Origin of the sequence: Zestomonas insulae (genome assembly GCF_016901015.1) — a bacterium.
GTDB classification, from domain to species: Bacteria; Pseudomonadota; Gammaproteobacteria; order Pseudomonadales; family Pseudomonadaceae; genus Aquipseudomonas; species Aquipseudomonas insulae.
In genome coordinates this window covers 342,157-363,649 of sequence record NZ_JAFEUP010000004.1, presented here as the reverse complement: position 1 = coordinate 363,649, position 21,493 = coordinate 342,157, and the positions used below count along the sequence as shown (strand labels likewise).

The 21,493-nt window shown below is 64.7% G+C and carries 21 protein-coding genes; 13 read left to right on the top strand and 8 right to left on the bottom strand.

Annotation, left to right across the window (positions count from 1 at the left end):
- Nucleotides 1-91 precede the first annotated feature (91 nt).
- The gene (locus JQX08_RS15120) at nucleotides 92-1,537 is read left to right on the top strand and encodes an HDOD domain-containing protein (protein WP_205349227.1); all 1,446 of its coding nucleotides are present in this window, start codon (nucleotides 92-94) and stop codon (nucleotides 1,535-1,537) included.
- On the opposite strand, the gene JQX08_RS15115 is transcribed toward JQX08_RS15120, so the two are convergent.
- A complete protein-coding gene (locus JQX08_RS15115; protein WP_205349226.1) occupies nucleotides 1,538-3,106 on the bottom strand; it encodes a LysM peptidoglycan-binding domain-containing protein in 1,569 nt (522 codons plus the stop codon).
- A 100-nt stretch (nucleotides 3,107-3,206) separates the two neighbouring features.
- Nucleotides 3,207-3,983: a hydroxyacylglutathione hydrolase gene (gene gloB / locus JQX08_RS15110; protein ID WP_205349225.1), complete on the bottom strand. Its 777-nt coding sequence runs from the start codon at nucleotides 3,981-3,983 to the stop codon at nucleotides 3,207-3,209.
- 68 nt (nucleotides 3,984-4,051) lie between these two features.
- On the opposite strand from gloB, the gene JQX08_RS15105 reads away from it, so the two are divergent.
- From JQX08_RS15105 to nudC, 8 genes are all read left to right on the top strand, one after another.
- Nucleotides 4,052-4,807, top strand: coding sequence for a class I SAM-dependent methyltransferase (locus tag JQX08_RS15105; RefSeq protein WP_205349224.1), 756 nt, complete (start codon nucleotides 4,052-4,054; stop codon nucleotides 4,805-4,807).
- Between the two features lie 18 nt (nucleotides 4,808-4,825).
- Nucleotides 4,826-5,278, top strand: a complete 453-nt coding sequence (gene rnhA, locus JQX08_RS15100; protein WP_205349223.1) for a ribonuclease HI — start codon at nucleotides 4,826-4,828, stop codon at nucleotides 5,276-5,278.
- A complete protein-coding gene (dnaQ, locus tag JQX08_RS15095) occupies nucleotides 5,271-6,017 on the top strand; it encodes a DNA polymerase III subunit epsilon (protein ID WP_205349222.1) in 747 nt (248 codons plus the stop codon). Before rnhA ends, dnaQ begins: the two co-directional genes overlap by 8 nt.
- 135 nt (nucleotides 6,018-6,152) lie before the next feature.
- On the top strand, nucleotides 6,153-8,408 hold the full coding sequence (locus JQX08_RS15090) for an arginine/lysine/ornithine decarboxylase (RefSeq protein ID WP_205349221.1): 2,256 nt from the start codon (nucleotides 6,153-6,155) through the stop codon (nucleotides 8,406-8,408).
- A 17-nt stretch (nucleotides 8,409-8,425) separates the two neighbouring features.
- Nucleotides 8,426-9,781, top strand: a complete 1,356-nt coding sequence (locus tag JQX08_RS15085; RefSeq protein ID WP_205349220.1) for an amino acid permease — start codon at nucleotides 8,426-8,428, stop codon at nucleotides 9,779-9,781.
- 164 nt (nucleotides 9,782-9,945) lie between these two features.
- Complete coding sequence (locus JQX08_RS15080; protein ID WP_205349219.1) at nucleotides 9,946-10,758, top strand: crotonase/enoyl-CoA hydratase family protein; 813 nt, start codon at nucleotides 9,946-9,948, stop codon at nucleotides 10,756-10,758.
- Nucleotides 10,759-10,813: 55 nt separating this feature from the next.
- Entirely contained in the window at nucleotides 10,814-12,487 is a 1,674-nt protein-coding gene (locus tag JQX08_RS15075; protein WP_205349218.1) for a FimL-related protein, read from the top strand.
- Entirely contained in the window at nucleotides 12,487-13,320 is an 834-nt protein-coding gene (gene nudC, locus JQX08_RS15070; RefSeq protein WP_205349382.1) for an NAD(+) diphosphatase, read from the top strand. Before JQX08_RS15075 ends, nudC begins: the two co-directional genes overlap by 1 nt.
- Here the strand turns inward: nudC and JQX08_RS15065 are convergent.
- Nucleotides 13,288-14,073, bottom strand: coding sequence for a TSUP family transporter (locus JQX08_RS15065; RefSeq protein ID WP_205349217.1), 786 nt, complete (start codon nucleotides 14,071-14,073; stop codon nucleotides 13,288-13,290). The genes nudC and JQX08_RS15065 overlap by 33 nt on opposite strands.
- Nucleotides 14,074-14,174: 101 nt before the next feature.
- Here JQX08_RS15065 and JQX08_RS15060 point away from each other — a divergent pair, with 101 nt between their 5' ends.
- Nucleotides 14,175-14,825 carry a hypothetical protein gene (locus tag JQX08_RS15060; RefSeq protein ID WP_205349216.1) on the top strand — a complete coding sequence of 217 codons (651 nt, stop codon included), beginning with the start codon at nucleotides 14,175-14,177 and terminating at the stop codon, nucleotides 14,823-14,825.
- A gap of 60 nt (nucleotides 14,826-14,885) precedes the next feature.
- Here JQX08_RS15060 and JQX08_RS15055 read toward each other — a convergent pair whose 3' ends face one another.
- The 4 genes from JQX08_RS15055 to JQX08_RS15040 all read right to left on the bottom strand — a co-directional run bounded on the left by JQX08_RS15055 (nucleotide 14,886) and on the right by JQX08_RS15040 (nucleotide 18,026).
- Nucleotides 14,886-15,653 (bottom strand): SDR family oxidoreductase, encoded by a 768-nt coding sequence (locus tag JQX08_RS15055; protein WP_205349215.1) that lies wholly within the window; start codon nucleotides 15,651-15,653, stop codon nucleotides 14,886-14,888.
- Between the two features lie 24 nt (nucleotides 15,654-15,677).
- Nucleotides 15,678-16,745, bottom strand: coding sequence for a phosphotransferase family protein (locus tag JQX08_RS15050; protein WP_205349214.1), 1,068 nt, complete (start codon nucleotides 16,743-16,745; stop codon nucleotides 15,678-15,680).
- A gap of 197 nt (nucleotides 16,746-16,942) precedes the next feature.
- Nucleotides 16,943-17,257 (bottom strand): SCP2 sterol-binding domain-containing protein, encoded by a 315-nt coding sequence (locus JQX08_RS15045; RefSeq protein ID WP_205349213.1) that lies wholly within the window; start codon nucleotides 17,255-17,257, stop codon nucleotides 16,943-16,945.
- 61 nt (nucleotides 17,258-17,318) lie between these two features.
- Nucleotides 17,319-18,026: a histidine phosphatase family protein gene (locus JQX08_RS15040; protein ID WP_205349212.1), complete on the bottom strand. Its 708-nt coding sequence runs from the start codon at nucleotides 18,024-18,026 to the stop codon at nucleotides 17,319-17,321.
- Between the two features lie 208 nt (nucleotides 18,027-18,234).
- Here JQX08_RS15040 and sohB point away from each other — a divergent pair, with 208 nt between their 5' ends.
- Nucleotides 18,235-19,254, top strand: coding sequence for a protease SohB (sohB, locus tag JQX08_RS15035; RefSeq protein ID WP_205349211.1), 1,020 nt, complete (start codon nucleotides 18,235-18,237; stop codon nucleotides 19,252-19,254).
- A 16-nt stretch (nucleotides 19,255-19,270) separates the two neighbouring features.
- Entirely contained in the window at nucleotides 19,271-20,260 is a 990-nt protein-coding gene (locus JQX08_RS15030) for a YhdH/YhfP family quinone oxidoreductase (protein ID WP_205349210.1), read from the top strand.
- Between the two features lie 45 nt (nucleotides 20,261-20,305).
- Here JQX08_RS15030 and JQX08_RS15025 read toward each other — a convergent pair whose 3' ends face one another.
- Nucleotides 20,306-20,746: a hotdog fold domain-containing protein gene (locus tag JQX08_RS15025; RefSeq protein WP_205349209.1), complete on the bottom strand. Its 441-nt coding sequence runs from the start codon at nucleotides 20,744-20,746 to the stop codon at nucleotides 20,306-20,308.
- Between the two features lie 110 nt (nucleotides 20,747-20,856).
- Between JQX08_RS15025 and JQX08_RS15020 the strand changes: the two genes are divergently transcribed.
- Nucleotides 20,857-21,435, top strand: coding sequence for a TetR/AcrR family transcriptional regulator (locus JQX08_RS15020; protein ID WP_205349208.1), 579 nt, complete (start codon nucleotides 20,857-20,859; stop codon nucleotides 21,433-21,435).
- Nucleotides 21,436-21,493: the final 58 nt, after the last annotated feature.

The window sequence follows — 21,493 nt, the reverse complement described above, 5'->3', positions numbered from 1 at the left end:
AGCTTGTATCCACTGGAAAAAGAGTGACCCGGCCGGGGCTCGTGCCATCCACTGAGCAGGACCTCTACGAAGATTGGAGCGGGGTTGTCTGGTGAGCGAGCGCAGTCATGGTTTACAAGCGTGGATCGAGCGGCTGAACCAGGCCGAGCTGCCGGCATTGGCCGCGGTGGTCCAGGATCTGCAGCGCTTCGCGCAACCCGAACATTCCTCGGTCCAGCAACTGGCCGAGGTGCTGCTGCGTGACGCCGCGCTGACCGCCAAGGTGCTGCGCGTCGCCAACAGCGTCTACTACAACCCGTCTCAGGAAGCGATCCGCACCATTAGCCGGGCCATCGTGCTGATCGGCTTCGAGCAGGTGCGGGTGATCGGTTTGTCGGTCAGCCTGATCGACCATTTACTCGCGCGGCAGCCGCGTGAGCAATTGCAGGAGCTGCTCGCGCGGGCCTTCCATGCCGCGGTGCAGGCACGCAACATCGCCGGCTACGTGCTCTCCAAGCATCAGGAAGAAGTGTTCATTGCCGCTTTGCTCAACCAGGTCGGTGAGCTGGCGTTCTGGGGCTGCGGTGGTGAGCAGGCCGACGAGTTGGCGGCGGCCCTGGCGCAACCCGGCGTTGAGGCGGACAGCACGGCGCGCGCGCTGCTGGGTTTCAGCTTCCGTCAGTTGACCCAGGGCCTGGTCAAAAGCTGGAACCTCGGCGAGGTGGCCGGTCTGGCGCACAGTCGTGGCAGCCAGCTCGATCCGGCGGCGAAAGCCGTGGCCCTGGGCGTGCAGATCAGCGAGGCCGCGCTGCAGGGGTGGGACTCACCGGCGGTCGAGCGTCTGGTTGGCCAGCTGGCGACCTTTATCGGTGTGCCCGCCGAGGAGGCGTTACAGCAGGTGTTGGCCAGTGCCGACGAGGCGGTCAAGGTGGCGGCCACCTTCGGCGCCAGCCGGCTGTGTCACCTGATCCCCAACACCGACCCGGAACAGATTCGCGTGCAGCAAGAGCAGCGCCGCGCCCGTCTGCTGCAGCCCAATCTGCTGATCCTGCAACAGGCGCTGCAGGACCTCGGCGGCTTGATCGCCGGCCAGGCGGAGCTGAACAAGGTGCTCGATACCGTCTGCCAGGGCCTGCACCAGGGCGCCGGCCTGGAGCGGGTGATGCTTGCGGTACTGGCCGACGGGCAATCGACGTTCCGGGTCAAGCGGGCGCTGGGTGAGGGGAGCGAGGCGTGGCTGACGGAGTTCGTCCTGCCGGTCGATCAGCCTGAGCAGCAGCACCTGTTCAGCTACGTGCTGCGCCATCACGAAACCCTGTGGATGGGCGTGCCGGCCAGTCACAACCTCAGCGAGCTGGTGACGTTGCCGCTTCGCCAGTTGCTGGGGCAGGGCATGTTCTTCATTGCCCCGCTGCGCGTCGGCAAGCGCGATATCGGCGTGCTGTATGCCGATCGCCGGCTCTCCGGGCGTGCGTTGCAGCATGAGCAGTTCGTGGCCTTTCAGCGCTTCAGCCAATTGACCGAGCGCTGCCTGGCGGCCCTGAGCAAGCGCGGCTGATCAGTCCTGCAGGAACAGCGTCAGCGTCTGGCCGGGGCGCAGGGCGCTGCCGGTCTGCGGATTCCAGTCGGCGATGTGCTGGGTTTCGACATTGAAGCGCTTGGCGATCATGTACATCGAATCGCCCTTCTTCACCTTGTAGTAGGTGACCGCTTCGCGGGCGGCCGGCTTGCCTGCACGCACCGCGGGCTTGGCGCCGGCACCTTGCAGGTTGAGCACCTGGCCGACCTTGAGGCCGTGGTTGGAGAGCTTGTTCCAGCGCTTGAGGTCGTCGACCGCGACGTTGTTGGCCTTGGCGATCTGCCACATGTTGTCGCCGTTCTTGACCCGGTAGGTGCGCGGCTTGCTCACCGTGGCCACGGCGATCGTCGGTTGTGCCGCCTGGCGCGGCTGCTCGCCGGCGCGCAGCGGCAGGGTCAGGCTCTGCCCGGCATGCAGGCGCGAGTTGGACAGGTTGTTGATGTCCTGCAGGCTGTTTATTGACAGGTCGTATCGCCGGGCGATGCTCTGCAGGGTGTCGCCTTTGCGTACCTTGTAGTTCTGCCAGTCGACCTTGTCCTGCGGCTTGAGCATCGACAGGTTGGCGGTCAGCAACTCAGCCTTGGCCGCCGGCACCAGCAGCTGCTGCGGGCCGCCGTAGGTGATGCGCTTCTTGAAGGCCGGGTTGAGCTGGTACATCTCGTCGGCGTCGATGTTCGCCAGCGCCGCCAGGCGGGACAGGTCCATGCGCTGCTTCAGTTCGACGACTTCGAAATAGGGCTCGTTGGCGATCGGATCGAGGTTGATGCCGTAGGCCTCGGGAGCCTTGACCAGCTGCGACAGGGCGAGCAGCTTGGGCACGTAGTCCTGGGTTTCCTGGGGGAGCGGCAGGTTCCAGTAGTCGGTGGGCAGGCCGAGCTTCTGGTTGCGCTCGATGGCCCGGCTGACTGTGCCTTCCCCAGCGTTGTAAGCCGCCAGCGCCAGCAGCCAGTCGCCGTTGAACATCTCGTGGAGGCGGCTCAGGTAGTTGAGTGCGGCGCCGGTCGAGGCGGTGATGTCGCGACGACCGTCGTACCAGCTGGATTGCTGCAGGTTGTAGTGGCGGCCGGTGGTCGGGATGAACTGCCAGAGGCCGGCGGCGTTGCTGCGCGAGTAGGCGAACGGGTCGTAGGAGCTTTCGATGACCGGCAGCAACGCCAGTTCGAGCGGCATGTCGCGTTCTTCGAGGCGCTCGACCACGTAGTGCACGTACAGGCTGCCGCGCCCGCTGACGCTTTCCAGGTAGGACGGCTTGCTGGCGAACCACAGGCGCTGGCGTTCGATGCGCGGGTTGGTGCCGATCTCGTCCTGCAACTGGAAGCCGCGGCGCATGCGCTCCCAGACGTCCTGTGGCGGCTCGTCTTCGGCGGCGCTGTCCAGCCACTGCGGCTGCTGTTCGACGACTGGGGCGGGCGTGGTGCGGCTGTTGCTGTCCTGGACGCCGCCCATGTTCTGGCAACCCGCCAAACCCAGGACGAGCGTTGCCAGCAGCAGTCGAGTCGGCCGTGCCAATGCGTCTAGATCGAGGGTTTTAGAAGTGATTGACCACATTGGCTGGGGGCTTATTCCAAGCTTGAAGGTCGGGGGATTCTAGGAATCGGCCCACAGCTGGTCAAGTTTTGATCGCTTGGCGGCGATCTTCAGCGCCCGGTCAAAACCGGTCTTTCCAGGCGCGCAGGCTGGCGAACACCGCGCTGGGCGTCGCTTCGAGTGGGCCGCTCCGCTCGTCGGCTTGCCTCGCCACTGCCGGCTCCTGGCTGCGCAGGAACGGGTTGGTGGCCTGCTCCAGGGCGATGGTCGAGGGCAGGCTGATGCGCCCGGCGTCGCGCCAGGCGCTGACCTCGGCGAAGCGCTTGGCGATGGCCGGGTTGTCCGGCTCGACCGCGCGGGCGAAGCGCAGGTTGCTCAGGGTGTATTCGTGGGTGCAGTACACCAGGGTGTTGCCGGGCAGTGCGGCCAGGCGGCTGAGCGAGGCGTACATCTGGGCCGGAGTGCCTTCGAACAGGCGCCCGCAGCCGGCGGCGAACAGGGTGTCGCCACAGAACAGCAGTGGCTGCGCGGCCGCATGGTAGTAGGCGATGTGGCCGAGGGTGTGGCCTGGTACTTCCAGGATCTCGAAGTCGAGACCCAGCACGCTGATGCGCTGTCCGTCGGCGAGGGCGACATCGCGCGCCGGAATGTTTTCCTTGGCCGGGCCGTACACGGTGGCGCCGGTCGCCTGCTTGAGGCGCTCGACACCGCCAACGTGGTCGTGGTGGTGGTGGGTGACCAAAATGTCGCTGAGCTGCCAGCCCGGATGAGCGGCCAGCCAGTCGAGCACCGGTGCGGCATCGCCGGGATCGACCACGGCGCAGCACCGGGTGGCAGCGTCTTGTAACAACCACAGGTAGTTGTCGGTGAAGGCGGGCAGGGCGTCGATCTGTATCATGGGGGAAGTCGCTAAGCTGTCATTCATCACCGTATCTTAGGCGCAAAGCGCGCCAGGCAGGTATTGCCATGACCGACCTCCTTCATTGCGAAGCCGACGCCGAACGGCTGGCCCTGATCCGCGCCGCGCGCGCCTGGCTCGCCGGGCCATTGGGCCAGCAGATGCTGGAACAGGAGCGCGCGCTGCTGGAGCAGGAGCTGGCGCGCCTGTTCGGTGGCTATCTGGTGCACTACGGCCCTTCGCCCGAACGCGCGGCGGGGTGCGGGCAGATTCAGCGGCGCGTGCACCTGGGCGCCAACCTGCCGGGTGTCGAGATCGTCGGCGACGAGCAGTCCTGGCCGATCAGCGAGCACGCCGCGGACGTGGTGCTGCTGCAGCACGGCCTGGATTTCTGTCTTTCTCCACACGGCCTGCTGCGTGAAGCGGCGCGCTGCGTGCGGCCTGGCGGGCATCTGATCATTGTCGGGATCAACCCCTGGAGTGCCTGGGGACTGCGTCATTGGTTCGCCCGTGACGCCTTTCGCGATGCCCACTGCATCTCGGTCAACCGCCTCGGCGACTGGCTCAATCTGCTTGGCTTCGCGCTGGAGAAACGCCGCTTCGGGTGCTATCGTCCGCCGCTTTCTTCCGCTGTCTGGCAATCGCGCCTTGTTCGTCTGGAGCATTGGGGCGAGCGTTGGCAGCCCTTTGGTGCCGGTTTCTACCTGCTGGTCGCACGCAAGATCGTCGTCGGTCTGCGGCCGTTGCGGCAGACGCAGCGCGCGCCAATGGGCAAACTGGTGCCGATGCCGGTGGCCAAAGTCAGCCAGCGGGATTCCGAATAGCCAGAGCTGAACCTCGAAATGTCCGAATTGATCGAAATCTTCACCGACGGTGCCTGCAAGGGAAATCCCGGCCCGGGCGGGTGGGGCGCGCTGCTTATTTATAAGGGCGTGGAAAAGGAGCTGTGGGGCGGCGAGCCGGATACCACCAACAACCGCATGGAGCTGATGGCCGCGATCTGTGGCTTGATGGCCCTGACTCGACCCTGCTCGGTGCGCCTGATCACCGACTCGCAGTACGTGATGAAGGGCATTCAGGAGTGGATGCCGAACTGGAAGAAGCGCGGTTGGAAGACCGCGGCCAAGGAGCCGGTGAAGAATGCCGACCTGTGGCAGGCGCTGGACGAGCAGGTCAATCGGCATCAGGTGGAGTGGCAGTGGGTGCGCGGGCATACCGGCCACCCGGGCAATGAAAAGGCAGACCAGTTGGCCAACCGCGGCGTCGATGAAGTGAGGGGAATGAAGCATGCGTAGTGTGGTGCTGGATACCGAAACCACCGGTATGCCGGTCGGCGATGGCCACCGGATCATCGAGATTGGCTGCGTCGAGCTGGAAGGCCGGCGTCTGACCGGACGACATTTCCATGTCTACCTCAACCCGGGGCGCGAGATCGACGAAGGCGCCATCGCGGTGCACGGCATCACCAACGAGTTTGTCGCCGACAAGCCGCGCTTCAAGGAGATCGCCGACGAGTTCTTTGAGTTCATCACCGGCGCGCAGCTGATCATCCACAACGCGGCGTTCGACGTTGGCTTCATCAACAACGAGTTCGCCCTGCTGGCGCAGCACGAGCGCGCCGATGTCAGCGAGTACTGCTCGATTCTCGACACGCTGATGATGGCGCGCGAGCGGCATCCGGGGCAGCGCAACAACCTCGATGCGCTGTGCAAGCGCTACGACGTCGACAACTCCGGCCGCGAACTGCACGGCGCCTTGCTCGACGCCGAGATTCTTGCCGACGTCTACCTGGCGATGACCGGCGGGCAGACCAGCCTGTCGCTGGCCGGCAACGCCTCCGATGGCAACGGCAATGGTGGTCTCGCCCAGGCCAGCGAGATCCGCCGCCTGGCCGCCGACCGCGTGCGCACCCAGGTGCTGCAGGCCAATGCCGAGGAGCTGGCGGCGCATGCCGCGCGGCTGGCGGCGATTGAGAAGTCGGCCGGCGCGCCGGCGCTGTGGGTGCAGCTGGAGCAGGCGCCCGCCGAGGCATGAGGCGAGGCGCGCGGACTTACGGACGCGCGACCTTTTCGTACAGCCTCAAGCTGCAGGGGTTCCGCCGACCGGGGCGGGCCTCTACCCTGAAATGATCGGTGGCCCGTCCGTGGCCACCCGCTTCAGGGGCGCACAATGTACAAAGACCTTAAATTCCCCATCCTCATCGTCCACCGCGACATCAAGGCCGATACCGTCGCCGGTGACCGCGTGCGCGAAATCGCTCGCGAGCTGGAGCAGGAAGGCTTCAGCATCCTCTCCACGGCCAATTCGACCGAAGGGCGCATCGTCGCCTCCACTCACCATGGCCTGGCCTGCATCCTGGTCGCCGCCGAAGGGGCGGGCGAGAACCAGCGCCTGCTGCAGGATGTGGTCGAACTGATCCGCGTGGCGCGAGTGCGCGCGCCGCAACTGCCGATCTTCGCGCTGGGCGAGCAGGTAACCATCGAGAACGCGCCGGCCGAGGCGATGGCCGACCTCAACCAGCTGCGCGGCCTGCTCTACCTGTTCGAGGACACCGTGCCGTTCCTCGCCCGCCAGGTGGCACGCGCCGCACGTGGCTATCTGGAAGGGCTGTTGCCACCATTCTTCCGCGCCTTGGTCGAGCACACCGCGCAGTCCAACTATTCGTGGCACACGCCTGGCCACGGTGGCGGCGTGGCCTACCGCAAGAGCCCGGTGGGGCAGGCGTTCCACCAGTTTTTCGGTGAGAACACCCTGCGCTCCGACCTGTCGGTGTCGGTCCCTGAGCTCGGCTCGCTGCTCGATCACACTGGCCCGCTGGCCGAGGCCGAAGCCCGTGCGGCGCGCAACTTCGGCGCCGACCACACCTATTTCGTCATCAACGGCACCTCGACGGCGAACAAGATCGTCTGGCACTCGATGGTCGGTCGCGATGACCTGGTGCTGGTCGACCGCAACTGCCACAAGTCGATCCTCCATTCGATCATCATGACCGGGGCGATCCCGCTGTACCTGTGCCCGGAGCGCAACGAGCTAGGCATCATCGGGCCGATTCCGCTGTCCGAATTCTCCCGCGAGTCGATCCAGGCCAAGATCGACGCCAGTCCGCTGGCCAAGGGCCGCGAACCCAAGGTCAAACTGGCCGTGGTGACCAACTCGACCTACGACGGCCTGTGCTACAACGCCGAGATGGTCAAGCAGGCGCTCGGCGACAGCGTCGAGGTGCTGCATTTCGACGAGGCCTGGTATGCCTACGCGGCGTTCCACGAGTTCTATAAGGGCCGCTATGGCATGGGCACGCAGTGCGATCCGCACTCGCCGATGGTGTTCACCACCCACTCCACGCACAAGCTGCTGGCGGCCTTCAGCCAGGCCTCGATGATCCACGTGCAGGAAGGCGGCAAGCGTCGCCTGGACCGGCATCGCTTCAACGAAGCGTTCATGATGCATATCTCCACCTCGCCGCAGTACAGCATCATCGCGTCGCTCGACGTGGCCTCGGCGATGATGGAGGGCCCGGCAGGTCGTTCGCTGATCCAGGAGACCTTCGACGAGGCACTGAGCTTCCGCCGCGCGCTGGCCAACCTGCGCCAGAACCTGCCTGCCGCAGAGTGGTGGTTCAGCATCTGGCAGCCGCCGCAGGCGGAAGGCGCCGAAGGAGTGGCGACCAGCGACTGGGTGCTGGCGCCGAATGCCGAATGGCACGGGTTTGGCGATATCGCCGACGACTACGTGCTGCTCGATCCGATCAAGGTCACTCTGGTCACTCCGGGCCTGACGGCCGGGGGCAAGCTCGACGAGCACGGGATTCCGGCGGCGGTGGTCAGCAAGTTCCTCTGGGAGCGCGGCCTGGTGGTGGAGAAGACCGGCCTGTACTCCTTCCTGGTGCTGTTCTCGATGGGTATCACCAAGGGCAAATGGAGCACGCTGCTCACCGAACTGCTCGAATTCAAACGCTCCTACGACGCCAATCTGCCGCTGCATCAGGCTCTGCCGAGCATCGCCAAGGCGGGTGGGGCGCGCTATGCAGGCATGGGCCTGCGCGATCTGTGCGATGAGCTGCATGGCTGCTACCGCGAGAACGCCACGGCCAAGGCGCTCAAGCGGATGTACACAGTGCTCCCGGAAGTCGCGATCAAGCCGGCGGATGCCTACGACCAACTGGTCCGTGGCGAAGTGGAAGCGGTGCCAATCGATCAGCTCGAAGGGCGCATCGCGGCAGTGATGCTGGTGCCCTATCCGCCGGGCATTCCGTTGATCATGCCGGGCGAGCGGTTCACCCAGGCCACGCGCTCGATCATCGACTATCTGGAGTTCGCCCGCGCCTTCGATCGCCGCTTCCCCGGCTTCGACGCCGACGTGCATGGTCTGCAGCATGAGGAAATAAACGGCGAACGCTGTTATACAGTTGATTGCATCAAGCCATAGACCAGCCGGGAGTGCAGATGAGTCAGGGAAAGGCAGTGCAAGCGGGCACGATGGGCTTCTGGACCTGCACCGCCCTGGTGGTCGGCAACATGGTGGGCTCGGGGGTGTTCCTGCTCCCGGCCAGTCTCGCCGCCTTCGGCGGCCTCAGCTTGTTCGGCTGGCTGGTCTCCAGCGTCGGCGCAGTGATCCTGGCGCTGACCTTCGCGCGCTTGTCGCGGCTCAATCCGGCGGCCGGCGGCCCTTACGCCTATACCCGTGACGGCTTTGGCAGCTTCGCCGGCTACCTGTGCGCCTGGACCTACTGGAAGGCCGCCTGGATCGGCAACGCGGCGATCGCGGTAACCCTGGTCGGTTACCTGCAGGTGTTCATTCCCGCCTTGAAGGACCCGCTGCTGGCGGTGGGTACCGCGATCGGCGCGATCTGGCTGTGCACCTTCATCAACCTGCGCGGTATCGGCGCGTTCGGCCTGGCGCAGAACATTCTCACCGCCCTGAAACTGCTGCCGTTGCTGCTGATCGGCGTGCTCGGCTGGTTTTCCTTCCACCCGGAGTACCTGACGATTCCCGCGCCCGAGGACATTCCTGGTGGTGGCGGCTACGCGCAGGCGATCGCCACCACCGCGGCGTTGACCCTCTGGTCGTTCATCGGCCTGGAATCGGCCACGGTGCCGGCCGAGCACGTGCGCGACCCGAAACGCACCATTCCGCGCGCCACGGTGTTTGGCACGCTGGTCGCTGCCGGGGTCTACGTGCTGTCGATCACCGCGGTGCAGGGCGTGCTGCCGCCCGAGGTGCTGATGCGATCGCACGCACCGTTCGCCGATGCGGCGCAGGTGCTGCTCGGTGCCTGGGGCTATTACCTAGTGGCCGGTGGCGCGGTGATCGCCTGCCTTGGCGCGCTGAACGGCTGGGTGCTGCTGCAGGGGCAGATTCCCATGGCCACCGCGCGCGACGGCCTGCTGCCGAAGTCCTTGGCGAAAACCAACAAGCACGATGTGCCGGCGAATGGCCTGCTGGTGTCCGGGGTGCTGGTCACCGCGCTGGTGCTGGTCGACGGGCAGGGCAATCTGGTCGACGTGTTCAACGTCATCATCCTGCTCGGCACCATGACCGGGGTCGTGCCGTATGCCTTCTGTACGGCGGCGCTGCTGCAGTTCCTCGCCGTTTCGCCAGAGAAGTTCAAGCCGCGCGAGCGCTCTGCGTTGGTGGCCCTGGGCACGCTGGGCTTCCTGTATTCACTGTGGGCGCTGTACGGCACCGGCGAGCAGGCGATTTTCTGGGGCTTCCTGGTCCTGATCGCAGGCATCCCGCTGTACACCTGGCGGCAGTGGCGCAACCGCGTCGAAGCCGAGGCGCTCGGGCGACCACTCTAGGCAGATCAATCAGTTACTGGCTCTTCGCACGATTTTGCGCGAAGTTTGCGCCGTGTCCTGCATCACAATCGCCAGCATCGACTTTTATGTCTCGCTTGTTATAGTTGGGCGGTTCTACCCATAACAATATTTCTATCCGCGCCTGCGCTGTACTGGGGAGCGTCATGTCTGACTACAAAGCCTTTCGTGTCGAACTGAAGGACAAGATCGCCCATGTGGTGATCAACCGTCCGGAAAAGCTCAACGCCATGAATGCCGATTTCTGGACGGAGATCATCGATATCTTTCGGTGGGCCGACGAGACCGACGAAGTCCGTGTGGTGGTGCTGTCCGGCGCGGGGGCGCATTTCTCCTCAGGAATCGACGTGGCGATGCTGGCCCAGACCGCGACCAAGTTCGGCGCGGATGCGGCGCGCAACGCCGACCTGATGCGTCGGCAGATTCTCAAGCTGCAAGCGTCGTTCACCGCCGTGGATGAGTGCCGCAAGCCGGTGCTGGCGGCGATCCAGGGTTACTGCCTGGGCGGCGGCATCGATTTGATCACCGCCTGCGACATGCGCTACGCCACGGTCGACGCCAAGCTGTCGATCCGCGAAGTCGACATGGGTCTGGCCGCCGACGTCGGCACCCTGCAGCGCCTGCCGCGCATTATCGGCGACGGTCTGGCGCGCGAACTGGCCTACACCGGCTGCGACATCAGCGGCGAAGAGGCTCGAAGCATGGGCCTGGTCAACCGCACCTACGCCGACTACGACGCGCTGATCGCCGGCGTGTTTGAGATTGCTCGGGTGATCGCCAGCAAGTCGCCGGTCGCCGTACGCGGCTCCAAGCGGATGCTCTCGTACATGCGCGATCACAGCATCGCCGACGGCCTCGACTACGTCGCGACCTGGAACGCGGCAATGCTGCAGTCCGCGGACTTGCGCGTGGCCATGACTGCGTTCATGAGCAAGCAGAAACCCGAATTTGCCGATTGAACCCTTCGGGGCATTCGCTGCAATCCGTCAACCCCGCGCGGGAGGCACATAAGGCATGGTTTCTGGAGCTACATCCCTGAGTTTGGTTCGCGACGAGCTGTTCGCGACCATGGAAGAGGCCGAGCAGAGCCTCGAACATTTCATCGCCGAGCGTCATAACGGCAGTCTCCTGCAACAGGCCGTCGAAGGTCTGCACCAAGTGCGTGGCACCCTGAGCCTGATCGAACTGGCCGGTGCCGAGCTGCTGGCGCAGGAAGTGCTGCAACAGGCCACCGACATTCCCGCCGGTGCCGGCGAAGAGCGCGACGGCCAGCTGTCGGCGCTGAGCAACGCCCTGCATGTGCTGCGCCGCTACCTGGAAAACGTCGAGAGCCACCGTCAGGAGCTCCCCGAGTTGCTGCTGCCGGCGATCAACGACCTGCGCCAGGCGGGTGGCCAGGCCAGCCTGCCGGAGAGCTTCTTCTTTAGCGCGCGCCTCGACCAGGTGCGCCCGGCGACTGCCAGCCGTGCTCTCGAGCCGGCTGCGCGTCTCGAGCAGATTCGCCAGCTGCGCCATATGTACCAGGTGGGCCTGCTTGGCTTCTTGCGCGATCACAACCCGCAGGCCGGCATCAAACTGATGGCGCGGGCATTTGCGCGGCTGGACAGCCTGTTTGCCGGCGAAGCCAGCGGCCGCTTGATCTGGGTCGCTGCCGCGGCACTGGAAGCGCAGGTTGATGGACAGTTGCTGCCGCGCAAGTCGCGCAAGCAGCTGTTCTCCCGTCTCGATCGTGAACTCAAGCAACTGCTCGGCAACGCCCAGTACGACGCTCCGCGCAACCTGTTGAAGGAGCTGCTCTACCTGGTGGCGCTGGCCGACAGCCGTGGCCCGCTGGCGACGCAGGTGCGCGAAACTTTCGGCCTGGCGACCCTGCCGTTCACTGATCAGCTGCTCGAAGAGGAATACCAGCGCCTGTCCGGTCCTGGTCAGGCGGTGATGCGTTCGCTGTCGTCGGCGATCCGCGAAGAGCTGAACAGCATCAAGGATTTGATTGACCTGATTGAACGCGGCACCCACGAATCCGAGAGCTTCGCCAGCCTGCACAGTTTGCTGGCCCGGCAGAGCAAGACCCTCAGCATGGTCGGCCTGGGCTCGGCGAGCGCCGCACTGTCCGCGCAATTGCCCACCGTGAATGGCTGGGTCGAGGCGCAGGCCGCCGACTTGCCATCGATGAACAAGCTGGCCGATGCCGTGCTGTTCGTCGAAAGCATGGTGGCGAACCTGGAGCGCGGTGAGCGCCGGCAGATTCGTGAGGCGGCGCCGGGTCAAGAAGTCGAGTCGTTCGCTCAGCACCAGTTGGTCGAGGCGCGAATCGTGGTAGTCGATGAGGCGCAGGCCGGCCTGGCGCTGGCCAAGCGAGCGATCACATCCTATCTGGAAGCCAATGGCGACAAACTGCACCTGGCCAACGTGCCGTTCAGCCTGCAGGCTGTGCGTGGCGGGTTGTGGTTCCTCGGTCAGGAGCGCGCCGCGCAACTGATCGGCGCCTGTGCCGATTACATCCAGAAGCAGATGCTGGAGACTCCTCAGATGCCGTCCGAACAGATGCTGGAAACCTTGGCAGATGCGCTGACCAGTCTCGAGTACTACCTCGAGGGTGGTGGCGTGCTGCGCCCCGAAGCCAATCCGGGAGTGCTCGATCTGGCCGCCGAAAGCGTGCGCGCCCTTGGCCGCCCGGTGGCTGCATGATGAAGCAGGGCTGGCTGACCACTCCGCCGCTGGATAACGCGGTGTCCGGCGGCTGGGCCCTGGCGCGTTGCGCGCAGGGCTTCCTGGCCGATGATAACGGCGTGCTGTTTCCGCGCGAATGGCTCAAGCGCCAGGACCTGCCCTATGTGGCAGAGCACGGCCTGGGGCAGTTCGATGGCGAGCCGGTCTGGTTGCTAGAACTGGATGCCCCGGCCGACCTGCCAGGCTGCCATTGGCAGGGGCTACGCCAGTTCATGCTGCAGGCCGATTACCCGACCTTCCGCATGCTGTCGTTCGCCGAGCAGATCGGCAGTTGGAGCGCTCATCATCGCTTCTGCGGTCGCTGTGGCGCGCGTAACCAGCAGGTCAGCGGCGAGCGCTGCCTGCGCTGCCCAGACTGCGGCCTGGACAGCTACGCGCGCATCTCGCCGAGCATGATCGTGCTGGTCACCCGCGGCGACGAGATCCTGTTGGCGCGTTCACCACGCTTCGTGCCTGGGATGTACAGTACCCTGGCGGGCTTCGTCGAGCCTGGCGAGTCGGTGGAGGAGTGCGTGGCGCGCGAGGTGCGCGAGGAGGTCGGCCTGGAGGTCGGCAATCTGCAGTACCTGGGCAGCCAGGGCTGGCCGTTCCCGCATTCGCTGATGCTGGGTTTCCACGCCGAGTACCTGTCCGGCGAGATCACCCCGCAGGCCGATGAGATCGAGGACGCGCGCTGGTTCCACTACGAGCAGTTGCCGCCCTTGCCGATGCAGCGCTCCATCGCCCGCTACCTGATCGACCTGTATCTGGCGCGCCGTCTAGGCCATCCCGAACCAGTGCTGCCACGCTAGGCGCACAGTCAGCGCCAGTACCACCAAGATGAACACCGGGCGGATGAACTTCGCCCCGCCGTGGATGGCTGTGTGCGCGCCGAGAAATGCGCCGGCCATCAGCGCCACGCCCATGCTGATGCCCAACGCCCAGGCGACCTGACCGCCGATGATGAACACCGCCAGCGCGGCGGCATTACTGACGAAGTTCATGCTGCGCGCCACGCCGCTGGCGCGCAGCAGGTCGAGCGGATAGAGCAGCAAGCTGCTGACCGTCCAGAACGCGCCGGTGCCGGGACCGGCGACCCCATCGTAGAAACCCAGACCGAGGCCATGTGGCCATTGCCGGCCCTTGGCGATGGGCTGGTCGGTGATCCGTGGCGCTACCGGCGTGCGGCTGAACAGCAGGTACAGGCCGCAGCCGAACACCACCACGGGCAGCATCTGATTCAGCCAGGCCGCGGGCAGCCAGTGGGCAACGGAGGCGCCGAGCAGCGCGCCGATCAAGGTGGCGAGCAGCGCAAAGCGCCATTCCTTTGGGTCGAACAGCTTGCGCTTGTAGAAGGTGTAGCTGGCGGTCGCCGAGCCGAAGGTGGCGCACAGCTTGTTGGTACCCAGCACCAGGTGCGGCGGCAGACCGGCAGTGAGCAGTGCGGGAATGGTCAGCAGCCCGCCGCCGCCGGCGATGGCATCGATGAAACCGGCGAGAAATGCCACCCCGGCGAGGATGGCCAGAGTGAGTGGATCGACCGCGAGCTCGAAGGGAAATGGCATAAATAGTTCGACGTGTGTCCGATTGTCGGGTGGCCTCGCTGGCCGCAGGCCAACGCGCTGAGCATAATGCCGGCTATTTTCAGCACAAGGAATTGGCGCTTATGCAGTATGACGGTTTGGCCTGGTGCATTGCGTTGCTTGCGCTGCTGGCCTTGCTGGTAGCGGCACGCATCCTCTTCAACCGCCATTGGTTCCTCGGCTGGCTGCGCGGCACCTGCGGTCTGGCCTTCCTCGCGCTCGCCGGGCTGGTCGCGCTGGTTGCCTACGACCTGACCAGCTACTCCGCGCTGCCGCAAGGCAAGCCGATCGTCACAGTGAGCTTCCAGGCGGATGGGTCGCAGCGCTATCGGGTCAGCCTGCTGGAGGGTGCAGACGAGCGCAATGTCACCCTGGAGGGCGACCTCTGGCAGCTGGATGCCCGCTTGTTTCGCTGGAAAGGATTGGCTGAGCTGATCGGCTTGGCGCCGGGCTATCGCCTGGAGAAGCTGTCCGGGCGCTATCTGGCCAAGGAGCAGCAGGACATGGCGCAGCACGGCCAGGCCGTCCTTGCGCAGAGCCGCTATGGCATCGATCTGTGGCGTTGGCTGCGGGTGGGGCAGCACGATCTGCTGATCTTCGATGCGCAGGCGCTGCGGGTCACCTACCTGCCGATGGTCAACGGCGCGGTGTATGCGGTGAGCCTGACGCCCACCGGGTTGCTGGCCCAGCCGCTCAATCAGGCGGCCGAGCAGGCCTTGAAGGACTGGCGCTGACCGATCAGCAGGCATGAAAAAAGGGACCGCGAAGGTCCCTTTTTCATTGGGGCGCAGGCCTTAGGCGAGCATGCCGCCGTCCACGTTCAGCGAAACCCCGGTGGTGTAGCTGGAGGCGTCGCTGGCCAGGTACAGCACGGCGCCGGCCATCTCGCTCGGGTCGGCTACGCGCTTGAGCGGGATGCGCTGCAGCGCGGCGTTGAGGATGGCGTCGTTCTTGGTCAGTGCCGAGGCGAACTTGGTGTCGGTCAGGCCCGGCAGCAGGGCGTTGCAACGGATGCCGAACTGCGCGCATTCCTTGGCGAAGACCTTGGTCATGCTGATCACCGCGGCCTTGGTCACCGAGTAGATGCCCTGGAACTCGCCCGGGCTGATGCCGTTGACCGAGGCGACGTTGATGATGCTGCCGCCGCCGTTCTGGCGCATCAACTTGCCGCCTTCGATGGACATGAAGTAGTAGCCGCGGATGTTGACGTCGACGGTCTTCTGGAAGGCGCTGAGGTCGGTGTCCAGCACGTTGCAGAACTGCGGGTTGGTCGCCGCGTTGTTGACCAGGATGTCCAGGCGACCGAACTGCTCGCGAATCTGCGCGAAGACGCTCTGAATCTGTTCCATCTCGCCGATGTGGCAGGCGATCGCGGTGGCCTTGCCGCCTTCGGCGACGATGGCGTCGGCGACTGCCTGGCAACCGTCGATCTTGCGGCTCGAAACGATCACGTGGGCACCTTGCTGGGCCAGCAGCTTGGCGATGGCTTCGCCAATGCCGCGGCTGGCGCCGGATACGAAGGCGATCTTGCCGTCGAGGTCGAACAGTTGGGTCTTGGACATGGGGTTCCCCTTGTTGTAGGCGTTTTACAGCCGGGATTTATCGATGGTCTGCAAGCTGATCTGCTCCAACAGCTTGTTGCCATGGATGAACTGCGCGAAGCGCTGATCCTTGGTCTGGCCGTGATAGAAGCGGTAGTAGATCTGCTGCATGATGCCGGCCAGGCGGAACAGGCCGTAGGTGTAGTAGTAATCGAGGTGGCCGACGTCGACGCCGGCACGTTCGGCGTAATAGTCGGCGAACTCCTGGCGGGTCAGCATGCCGGGCAGGTGGCTCGGCTGGCGACGCAGGGTCTGCATCGGCGCTGGATCATCGGCCTGGATCCAGTAGGCGAGGGTGTTGCCGAGATCCATCAGCGGATCGCCGATGGTGGTCAGCTCCCAGTCGAGCACGCCGATGATCTTCATCGGGTTCTGCGGATCGAGGATGACGTTGTCCAGGCGGTAGTCGTTGTGCACGATGCTCGGCTTGTGGTGATCGGCCGGCATCTTCTCTTTCAGCCACACCTTGACCGCGTCCCATTGCGGCGCGTCAGGGGTCATGGCCTTCTCGTAACGGTCGGTCCAACCGCCGATCTGCCGCTGCACGTAGCCTTCCGGCTTGCCCAGGTCGGCCAGGCCGCAGGCCTGATAATCGACGTTGTGCAGTTCGACCAGCTTGTCGACGAAGTTCTGGCACAGCTGACGGGTACGCGTTGCGTCGAGGTTCAGCTCGGGCGGCAGCTGGTCGCGCAGGATGATGCCGTTGACCCGCTCCATGACGTAGAACTCGGCGCCGAGTACCGAATCATCCGTGCAGTGCAGATAGGCTTTGGGGCAATACGGAAAGCCATCGTTCAGGCGATTGAGGATGCGGAACTCGCGACCCATGTCGTGCGCCGATTTGGCCTTGTGACCGAATGGCGGGCGACGCAGGACGAACTCTTGCTCGGGGTATTCCAGCAGGTACGTCAGGTTCGAGGCGCCGCCGGGGAACTGGCTGATGCGCGGCGTGCCACTGAGGCCGGGGATGTTGGCCTTGAGGTAGGTATCGATCGCCGCAGCGTCGAGTTCTTCGCCATCGCGGATGCGAGTGGACTGGTCGGTAAGCGCCATGCGTATCCCTTCTAGTTATGATGGGGGCGTCAGATTATTGGTTAATCTAATGCCGCTGCCGTGGTGTCACAAGCGTCGCCAGCCCTTATTGGCCTCGGTGTTGCCGCCTGATCAACCTGCCTGATTGCTCTTTATCGACGAAAAAAAACCGGAGTCATGGGACTCCGGTTTTCTGTTGTTGCATGCTGCCGGCAAGCTTAGACCGGGAACAGCTCGCCGAGCTTCATGGCGAGCATCATGTCGCCTTCGGCGCGCAGCTTGCCGGCCATGAAGGCTTGCATGCCGTCGGTTTCACCGCTGGTGATGCCTTTCAGGGTTTCGGTGTTCATGATCAGGGTGACGTTCGGGTTCGGCGCGTCGCCTTGCTGCAGGTCGCAGGTGCCGTCTTTCACGACCAGGTAGTGGTTCTCGCCGTCTTCGATGTTGAACTGGAAGACCAGGTCCAGGCCGGCAGCGGCGCTGGCGTTGAACTTGGACTGCATGGTTTTGACGATGTCAGCAACTGTGGTCATGGGTCGATCCTTTTTAGTTTTGGTGTTCCATCGGCCTTTGCGGGGCCGGGGTGGATGGGGCTCAGCGGTAAGTGATGAGCTCCGGGGTCTTCAACAGCTCCAGGTGAATACAGCTGTTGAAAGAGGCCAGGGCAACTTCGCGGCCGCGGAACTTCAGGCGGCTGAGCGAGGTGTTGACGATCTGCCAATTCAATTCGAAGGCTTTGTCGGCCGGTACGCCGCTGATCAGGTGGAGCAGGGCGGTGATGGTGCCGCCCGAAGTGAACACGGCGATGTTCTGCCGGCTGTCCGCCTGGGCGAGGATGCGCTCGAGGCCGCCGCGCACCTTGTCGACGAACTGCGCCCAGCTTTCCAGCTCGGCGGCATGCGCGCCGGTCAGCCAGCGGCCGATGAGCAGGGCGAACAGGCGCTGAAACTCGGCACGGTTCTGCGCGCCATTGCGTAGCACTTCCAGAGCGCCCGGTTCTTCGTCCTGCAGGGTCGGCAGCATGGCGCGAATCACGGCGTCGGCATCGAATTCGTTGAACGCGGAATCAATGGTGATCTCCGGCGCCGGCAGGCCAATCGCGCCGAACTGCGCCAGCGCGGTTTGCGCGGTGTGCTGTTGGCGCCGCAGGTCGCCACTCACGCAGCGGTCGAACGTCACGCCGAGTTGCGCCAGGTGCTTGCCCAACACTTCGGCCTGGCGAATTCCCATCGGCGAAAGGACATCGTAGTCCTCGGCGCCGAACGAGGCCTGGCCGTGGCGAATCAGGTAGATGCTGCCCAAACTCGACTCATCCGAAGAGGTGAAAGTTTCGCGAGCGTATGAGGATAGGTACGGGCTGTCAACGAAAAAACATACGCTTGTTTGAATCAGGGAATGTCAGCCGGAAGCTGGCGAGCAGCGCTCAACGATGCTGGCCGGAGCCAGGTCGCGTGCGTATGCTGGAGGCCGCCAGTGCGCCGGCGAGCGGCGCCGAGAGAGAGGGAAAAATGTGGAGTTTCTAGCCGACTATGCAGGCTTCTTGGCCAAGACCGTAACGGTCGTTGTCGCGGTTGTGGTGATCCTGGCCGCTTTCGCCGCCGTGCGCAGTAAAGGCCGCAGCAAGGGCAGCGGGCACCTCGAAGTGCAAAAGCTCAACGAGTTCTACAAGGGCCTGCACAAGCGTCTCGAGCACGCGGTGCTGGACAAGGCGCAGCTCAAGCAGGCGCACAAGCAGGAGGCCAAGGCGGCCAAGGCGGCGAAGAAAGCCGGCGCGCACAAGCCGCGCGTGTTCGTCCTGGACTTTGATGGCGACATCAAGGCATCGGCGACCGAGCACTTGCGCCATGAAATCACCGCGGTGCTGAGCTTGGCGACGCCGAAGGATGAAGTGGTGCTGCGCCTCGAAAGCGGCGGCGGCATGGTCCACAGCTACGGCCTGGCGGCCTCGCAGCTGGCGCGGATTCGCCAGGCCGGCGTGCCGCTGACCGTGTGCATCGACAAGGTTGCGGCGAGCGGCGGTTACATGATGGCCTGCGTGGGCGATCGCGTGGTGTCGGCACCATTTGCCATTCTCGGTTCGATTGGCGTGGTGGCGCAGCTGCCGAACCTGCATCGCCTGCTGAAGAAGCACGAAGTGGACTTCGAGGTGCTCACCGCCGGTGAGTACAAGCGCACCTTGACGGTGTTCGGCGAGAACACCGAGAAGGGTCGGGAGAAGTTTCAGGACGACCTGGAAACCACCCATCGGCTATTCAAGAACTTCGTAGCGCACTACCGGCCGCAGCTGTCGATTGACGAGATTGCCACCGGCGAGGTCTGGCTCGGCCAGGCGGCGCTAGGCAAGCAACTGGTCGATGAGCTGAAGACCAGCGACGAGTACCTGGCCGAAAAGGCCAAGAGTGCGGAGCTGTTCCAGCTGCACTATGCGCAGAAGAAAAGCCTGCAAGAGCGCGTCGGCCTGGCGGCGAGCTTCGCGGCGGATCGCTTCGTGCTGAGCTGGCTGAGCCGCCTCAATCAACGCTTCTGGTAACTCGACGGGGATCAAGATGAGTAAGTTCAAGGCACTGTTGGTCAGTCAGGAGGAGTCGACATTCGTTCGGCAGGTGGTCGAGCGGGATGTCGCCGAGCTGCCGGCGGGCGAGTTGCTGATCCGCGTCCGCTATTCGTCGCTGAACTTCAAGGATGCGCTGTCGGCCAGCGGCAACCGCGGGGTCACGCGCAACTATCCGCACACGCCCGGCATCGATGCGGCGGGCACCATCGTCGAGTCGGCTGTGGCGGAGTTCGCCCCGGGCGATGAGGTGATCGTCACGGGCTACGACCTGGGGATGAATACTGCAGGCGGCTTCGGTCAATACATCCGTATCCCGGCGGCCTGGGCGATCAAGCGTCCGCAGGGGCTGTCGCTGCGCGAAGCCATGGTACTGGGCACTGCCGGGCTAACCGCCGCGCTGTGCGTCGACAAGCTGGAACAGGCCGGGCTGACGCCAGGGGCCGGTCCGGTGCTGGTGACCGGGGCCACCGGTGGCGTCGGCAGTGTGGCGGTGTCCTTGCTCGCGCGCCTCGGCTACGAAGTCGCGGCGGCCACCGGCAAGGCCGAACAGGGCGAGTTTCTCAAGCGCCTTGGCGCCACCCAGATCGTCGAGCGCGCTGCGCTGCAGGCGGGTCTGGAGCGTCCGATGCTCAAGGAGCAGTGGGCCGGTGCGGTGGATACCGTCGGCGGCGAGATTCTCTTCAACGTGGTCAAGTCGCTGCGCTACGGCGGCAGTGTGGCCTGCTGCGGTCTGACTGCCGGCACGGGCTTCGCGGCCAACGTGATGCCGTTCATTCTGCGCGGGGTCAATCTGCTGGGGGTCGATTCGGTCGAGCTGCCGCTGATGGTCAAGGCGGCGATGTGGGATCGGCTGTCGCTGCAGTGGAAGCTGGAAGGGCTGGACGAACTGGTTCAGGAGCTGCCGCTCGAAGGGCTGCCTGCGGCGATCGAGCGGATCCTGGCCGGCCAGCAGGTTGGACGGGTGCTGGTGCGTCTGGACTGACTGGCAAACCAGTGAAAGGGCCCGGCACGCGCCGGGCCTTTTCATTTACGCGGCAGTGCTCACATACATGGTGATCTCGGCACGAAACACCGGCTTGTCGCCGACATAGGCGAGTACCGGCACCTTCACGTCACCGATCTGGCTCCAGTCGATGGTGCTGCCGTCGGCCACCGCGCGAATGTCGCCGTCGGCCTTGGCGAGGTATTCCACGGTCATGCCGCGCGGAATCCAGCGGCAACCCCGGGGAATGGACGCGTCGGTCATGGTCCCGGCCGCCAGCTCCGCCGCGTTGCACAGGGCAATTGCGTGCACCGTGCCTAGGTGGTTGAGCACCTCGCGGCGCTTGGCGAAGGTCACTTCGGCGTAGCCGGGGCGCAGCTCGACGAACTGCGGCGCGATGCTGGCGAAGTAGGGCGCGACCTGGCCGATCATGGCGCTGAACTGGGCAGGGCCGGCTTGCTGGTACATCTGCATCATCTGACTCATGGATGGCTCCAACGGATATCGGGATTGAAGATCAGTGCGCGCAGCGGCAGTATACGAAGTCTAGAAAGTAATTCTAGAAAAATATTCTAGTTCGGCGCCAAGGAGAACCAATGGCCCGTTCCTCCCGCAAAGACGAAATTCTTCAGGCGGCCCTCAGCTGCATTACCGAGTTCGGCGTCGAGGCGACCACCATCGAGATGATTCGTGATCGCTCCGGGGCCAGCATCGGCAGCCTGTACCACCACTTCGGCAACAAGGAGCGCATCATCGGCGCGCTCTACCTGGCCGGCACGGCCGAGTACGCGGCGTTGCTCGAGACTGGCTTCGCCCAGGCTGACAGCGCCGAGCGTTGCATCAAGCTGCTGGTGACCAGCTACATCGATTGGGTGGTGGCCAACCCTGACTGGGCGCGCTTTCTCTTACACGGCCGTGGCCGGGTCGAGGCTGGTGAGTTGGCCGAGCGGTTGCGCGAGGCCAACCACGCGCACGCGGCTCGGCTGCACGAGAAGCTGGCGGGGTATTTCGACCAGCAACTGTTCAAAGCCATGCCGCTGGATTGCTTCACCGCGGTGATCATCGGACCGACCCAGGACTATGCGCGCAACTGGCTGGCCGGGCGCAGCCGCACGCCGCTTGCCGAGTGCCGTGACCTGCTCGCGAAGATCGCCTGGGACAGCGTGCGGGCCTGACTCGCGGGCAATAAAAAGCCCCGCATCGGCGGGGCTTTTCAGTTCGCTGTTGCAGCGA

Bases quoted from the DNA above. Each gene is read 5' to 3' on its own strand.
- JQX08_RS15055 (WP_205349215.1), bottom strand. From the start codon at position 15,653: ATGTCCAAGACCCAACTGTTCGACCTCGACGGCAAGATCGCCTTCGTA.
- JQX08_RS15050 (WP_205349214.1), bottom strand. From the start codon at position 16,745: ATGGCGCTTACCGACCAGTCCACTCGCATCCGCGATGGCGAAGAACTC.
- JQX08_RS15080 (WP_205349219.1), top strand. From the start codon at position 9,946: ATGTCTGACTACAAAGCCTTTCGTGTCGAACTGAAGGACAAGATCGCC.
- rnhA (WP_205349223.1), top strand. From the start codon at position 4,826: ATGTCCGAATTGATCGAAATCTTCACCGACGGTGCCTGCAAGGGAAAT.
- JQX08_RS15075 (WP_205349218.1), top strand. From the start codon at position 10,814: ATGGTTTCTGGAGCTACATCCCTGAGTTTGGTTCGCGACGAGCTGTTC.
- gloB (WP_205349225.1), bottom strand. From the start codon at position 3,983: ATGATACAGATCGACGCCCTGCCCGCCTTCACCGACAACTACCTGTGG.
- JQX08_RS15065 (WP_205349217.1), bottom strand. From the start codon at position 14,073: ATGCCATTTCCCTTCGAGCTCGCGGTCGATCCACTCACTCTGGCCATC.
- JQX08_RS15115 (WP_205349226.1), bottom strand. From the start codon at position 3,106: ATGTGGTCAATCACTTCTAAAACCCTCGATCTAGACGCATTGGCACGG.
- dnaQ (WP_205349222.1), top strand. From the start codon at position 5,271: ATGCGTAGTGTGGTGCTGGATACCGAAACCACCGGTATGCCGGTCGGC.
- JQX08_RS15020 (WP_205349208.1), top strand. From the start codon at position 20,857: ATGGCCCGTTCCTCCCGCAAAGACGAAATTCTTCAGGCGGCCCTCAGC.
- JQX08_RS15090 (WP_205349221.1), top strand. From the start codon at position 6,153: ATGTACAAAGACCTTAAATTCCCCATCCTCATCGTCCACCGCGACATC.
- JQX08_RS15025 (WP_205349209.1), bottom strand. From the start codon at position 20,746: ATGAGTCAGATGATGCAGATGTACCAGCAAGCCGGCCCTGCCCAGTTC.
- nudC (WP_205349382.1), top strand. From the start codon at position 12,487: ATGAAGCAGGGCTGGCTGACCACTCCGCCGCTGGATAACGCGGTGTCC.
- JQX08_RS15030 (WP_205349210.1), top strand. From the start codon at position 19,271: ATGAGTAAGTTCAAGGCACTGTTGGTCAGTCAGGAGGAGTCGACATTC.
- JQX08_RS15060 (WP_205349216.1), top strand. From the start codon at position 14,175: ATGCAGTATGACGGTTTGGCCTGGTGCATTGCGTTGCTTGCGCTGCTG.
- JQX08_RS15085 (WP_205349220.1), top strand. From the start codon at position 8,426: ATGAGTCAGGGAAAGGCAGTGCAAGCGGGCACGATGGGCTTCTGGACC.
- JQX08_RS15105 (WP_205349224.1), top strand. From the start codon at position 4,052: ATGACCGACCTCCTTCATTGCGAAGCCGACGCCGAACGGCTGGCCCTG.
- JQX08_RS15045 (WP_205349213.1), bottom strand. From the start codon at position 17,257: ATGACCACAGTTGCTGACATCGTCAAAACCATGCAGTCCAAGTTCAAC.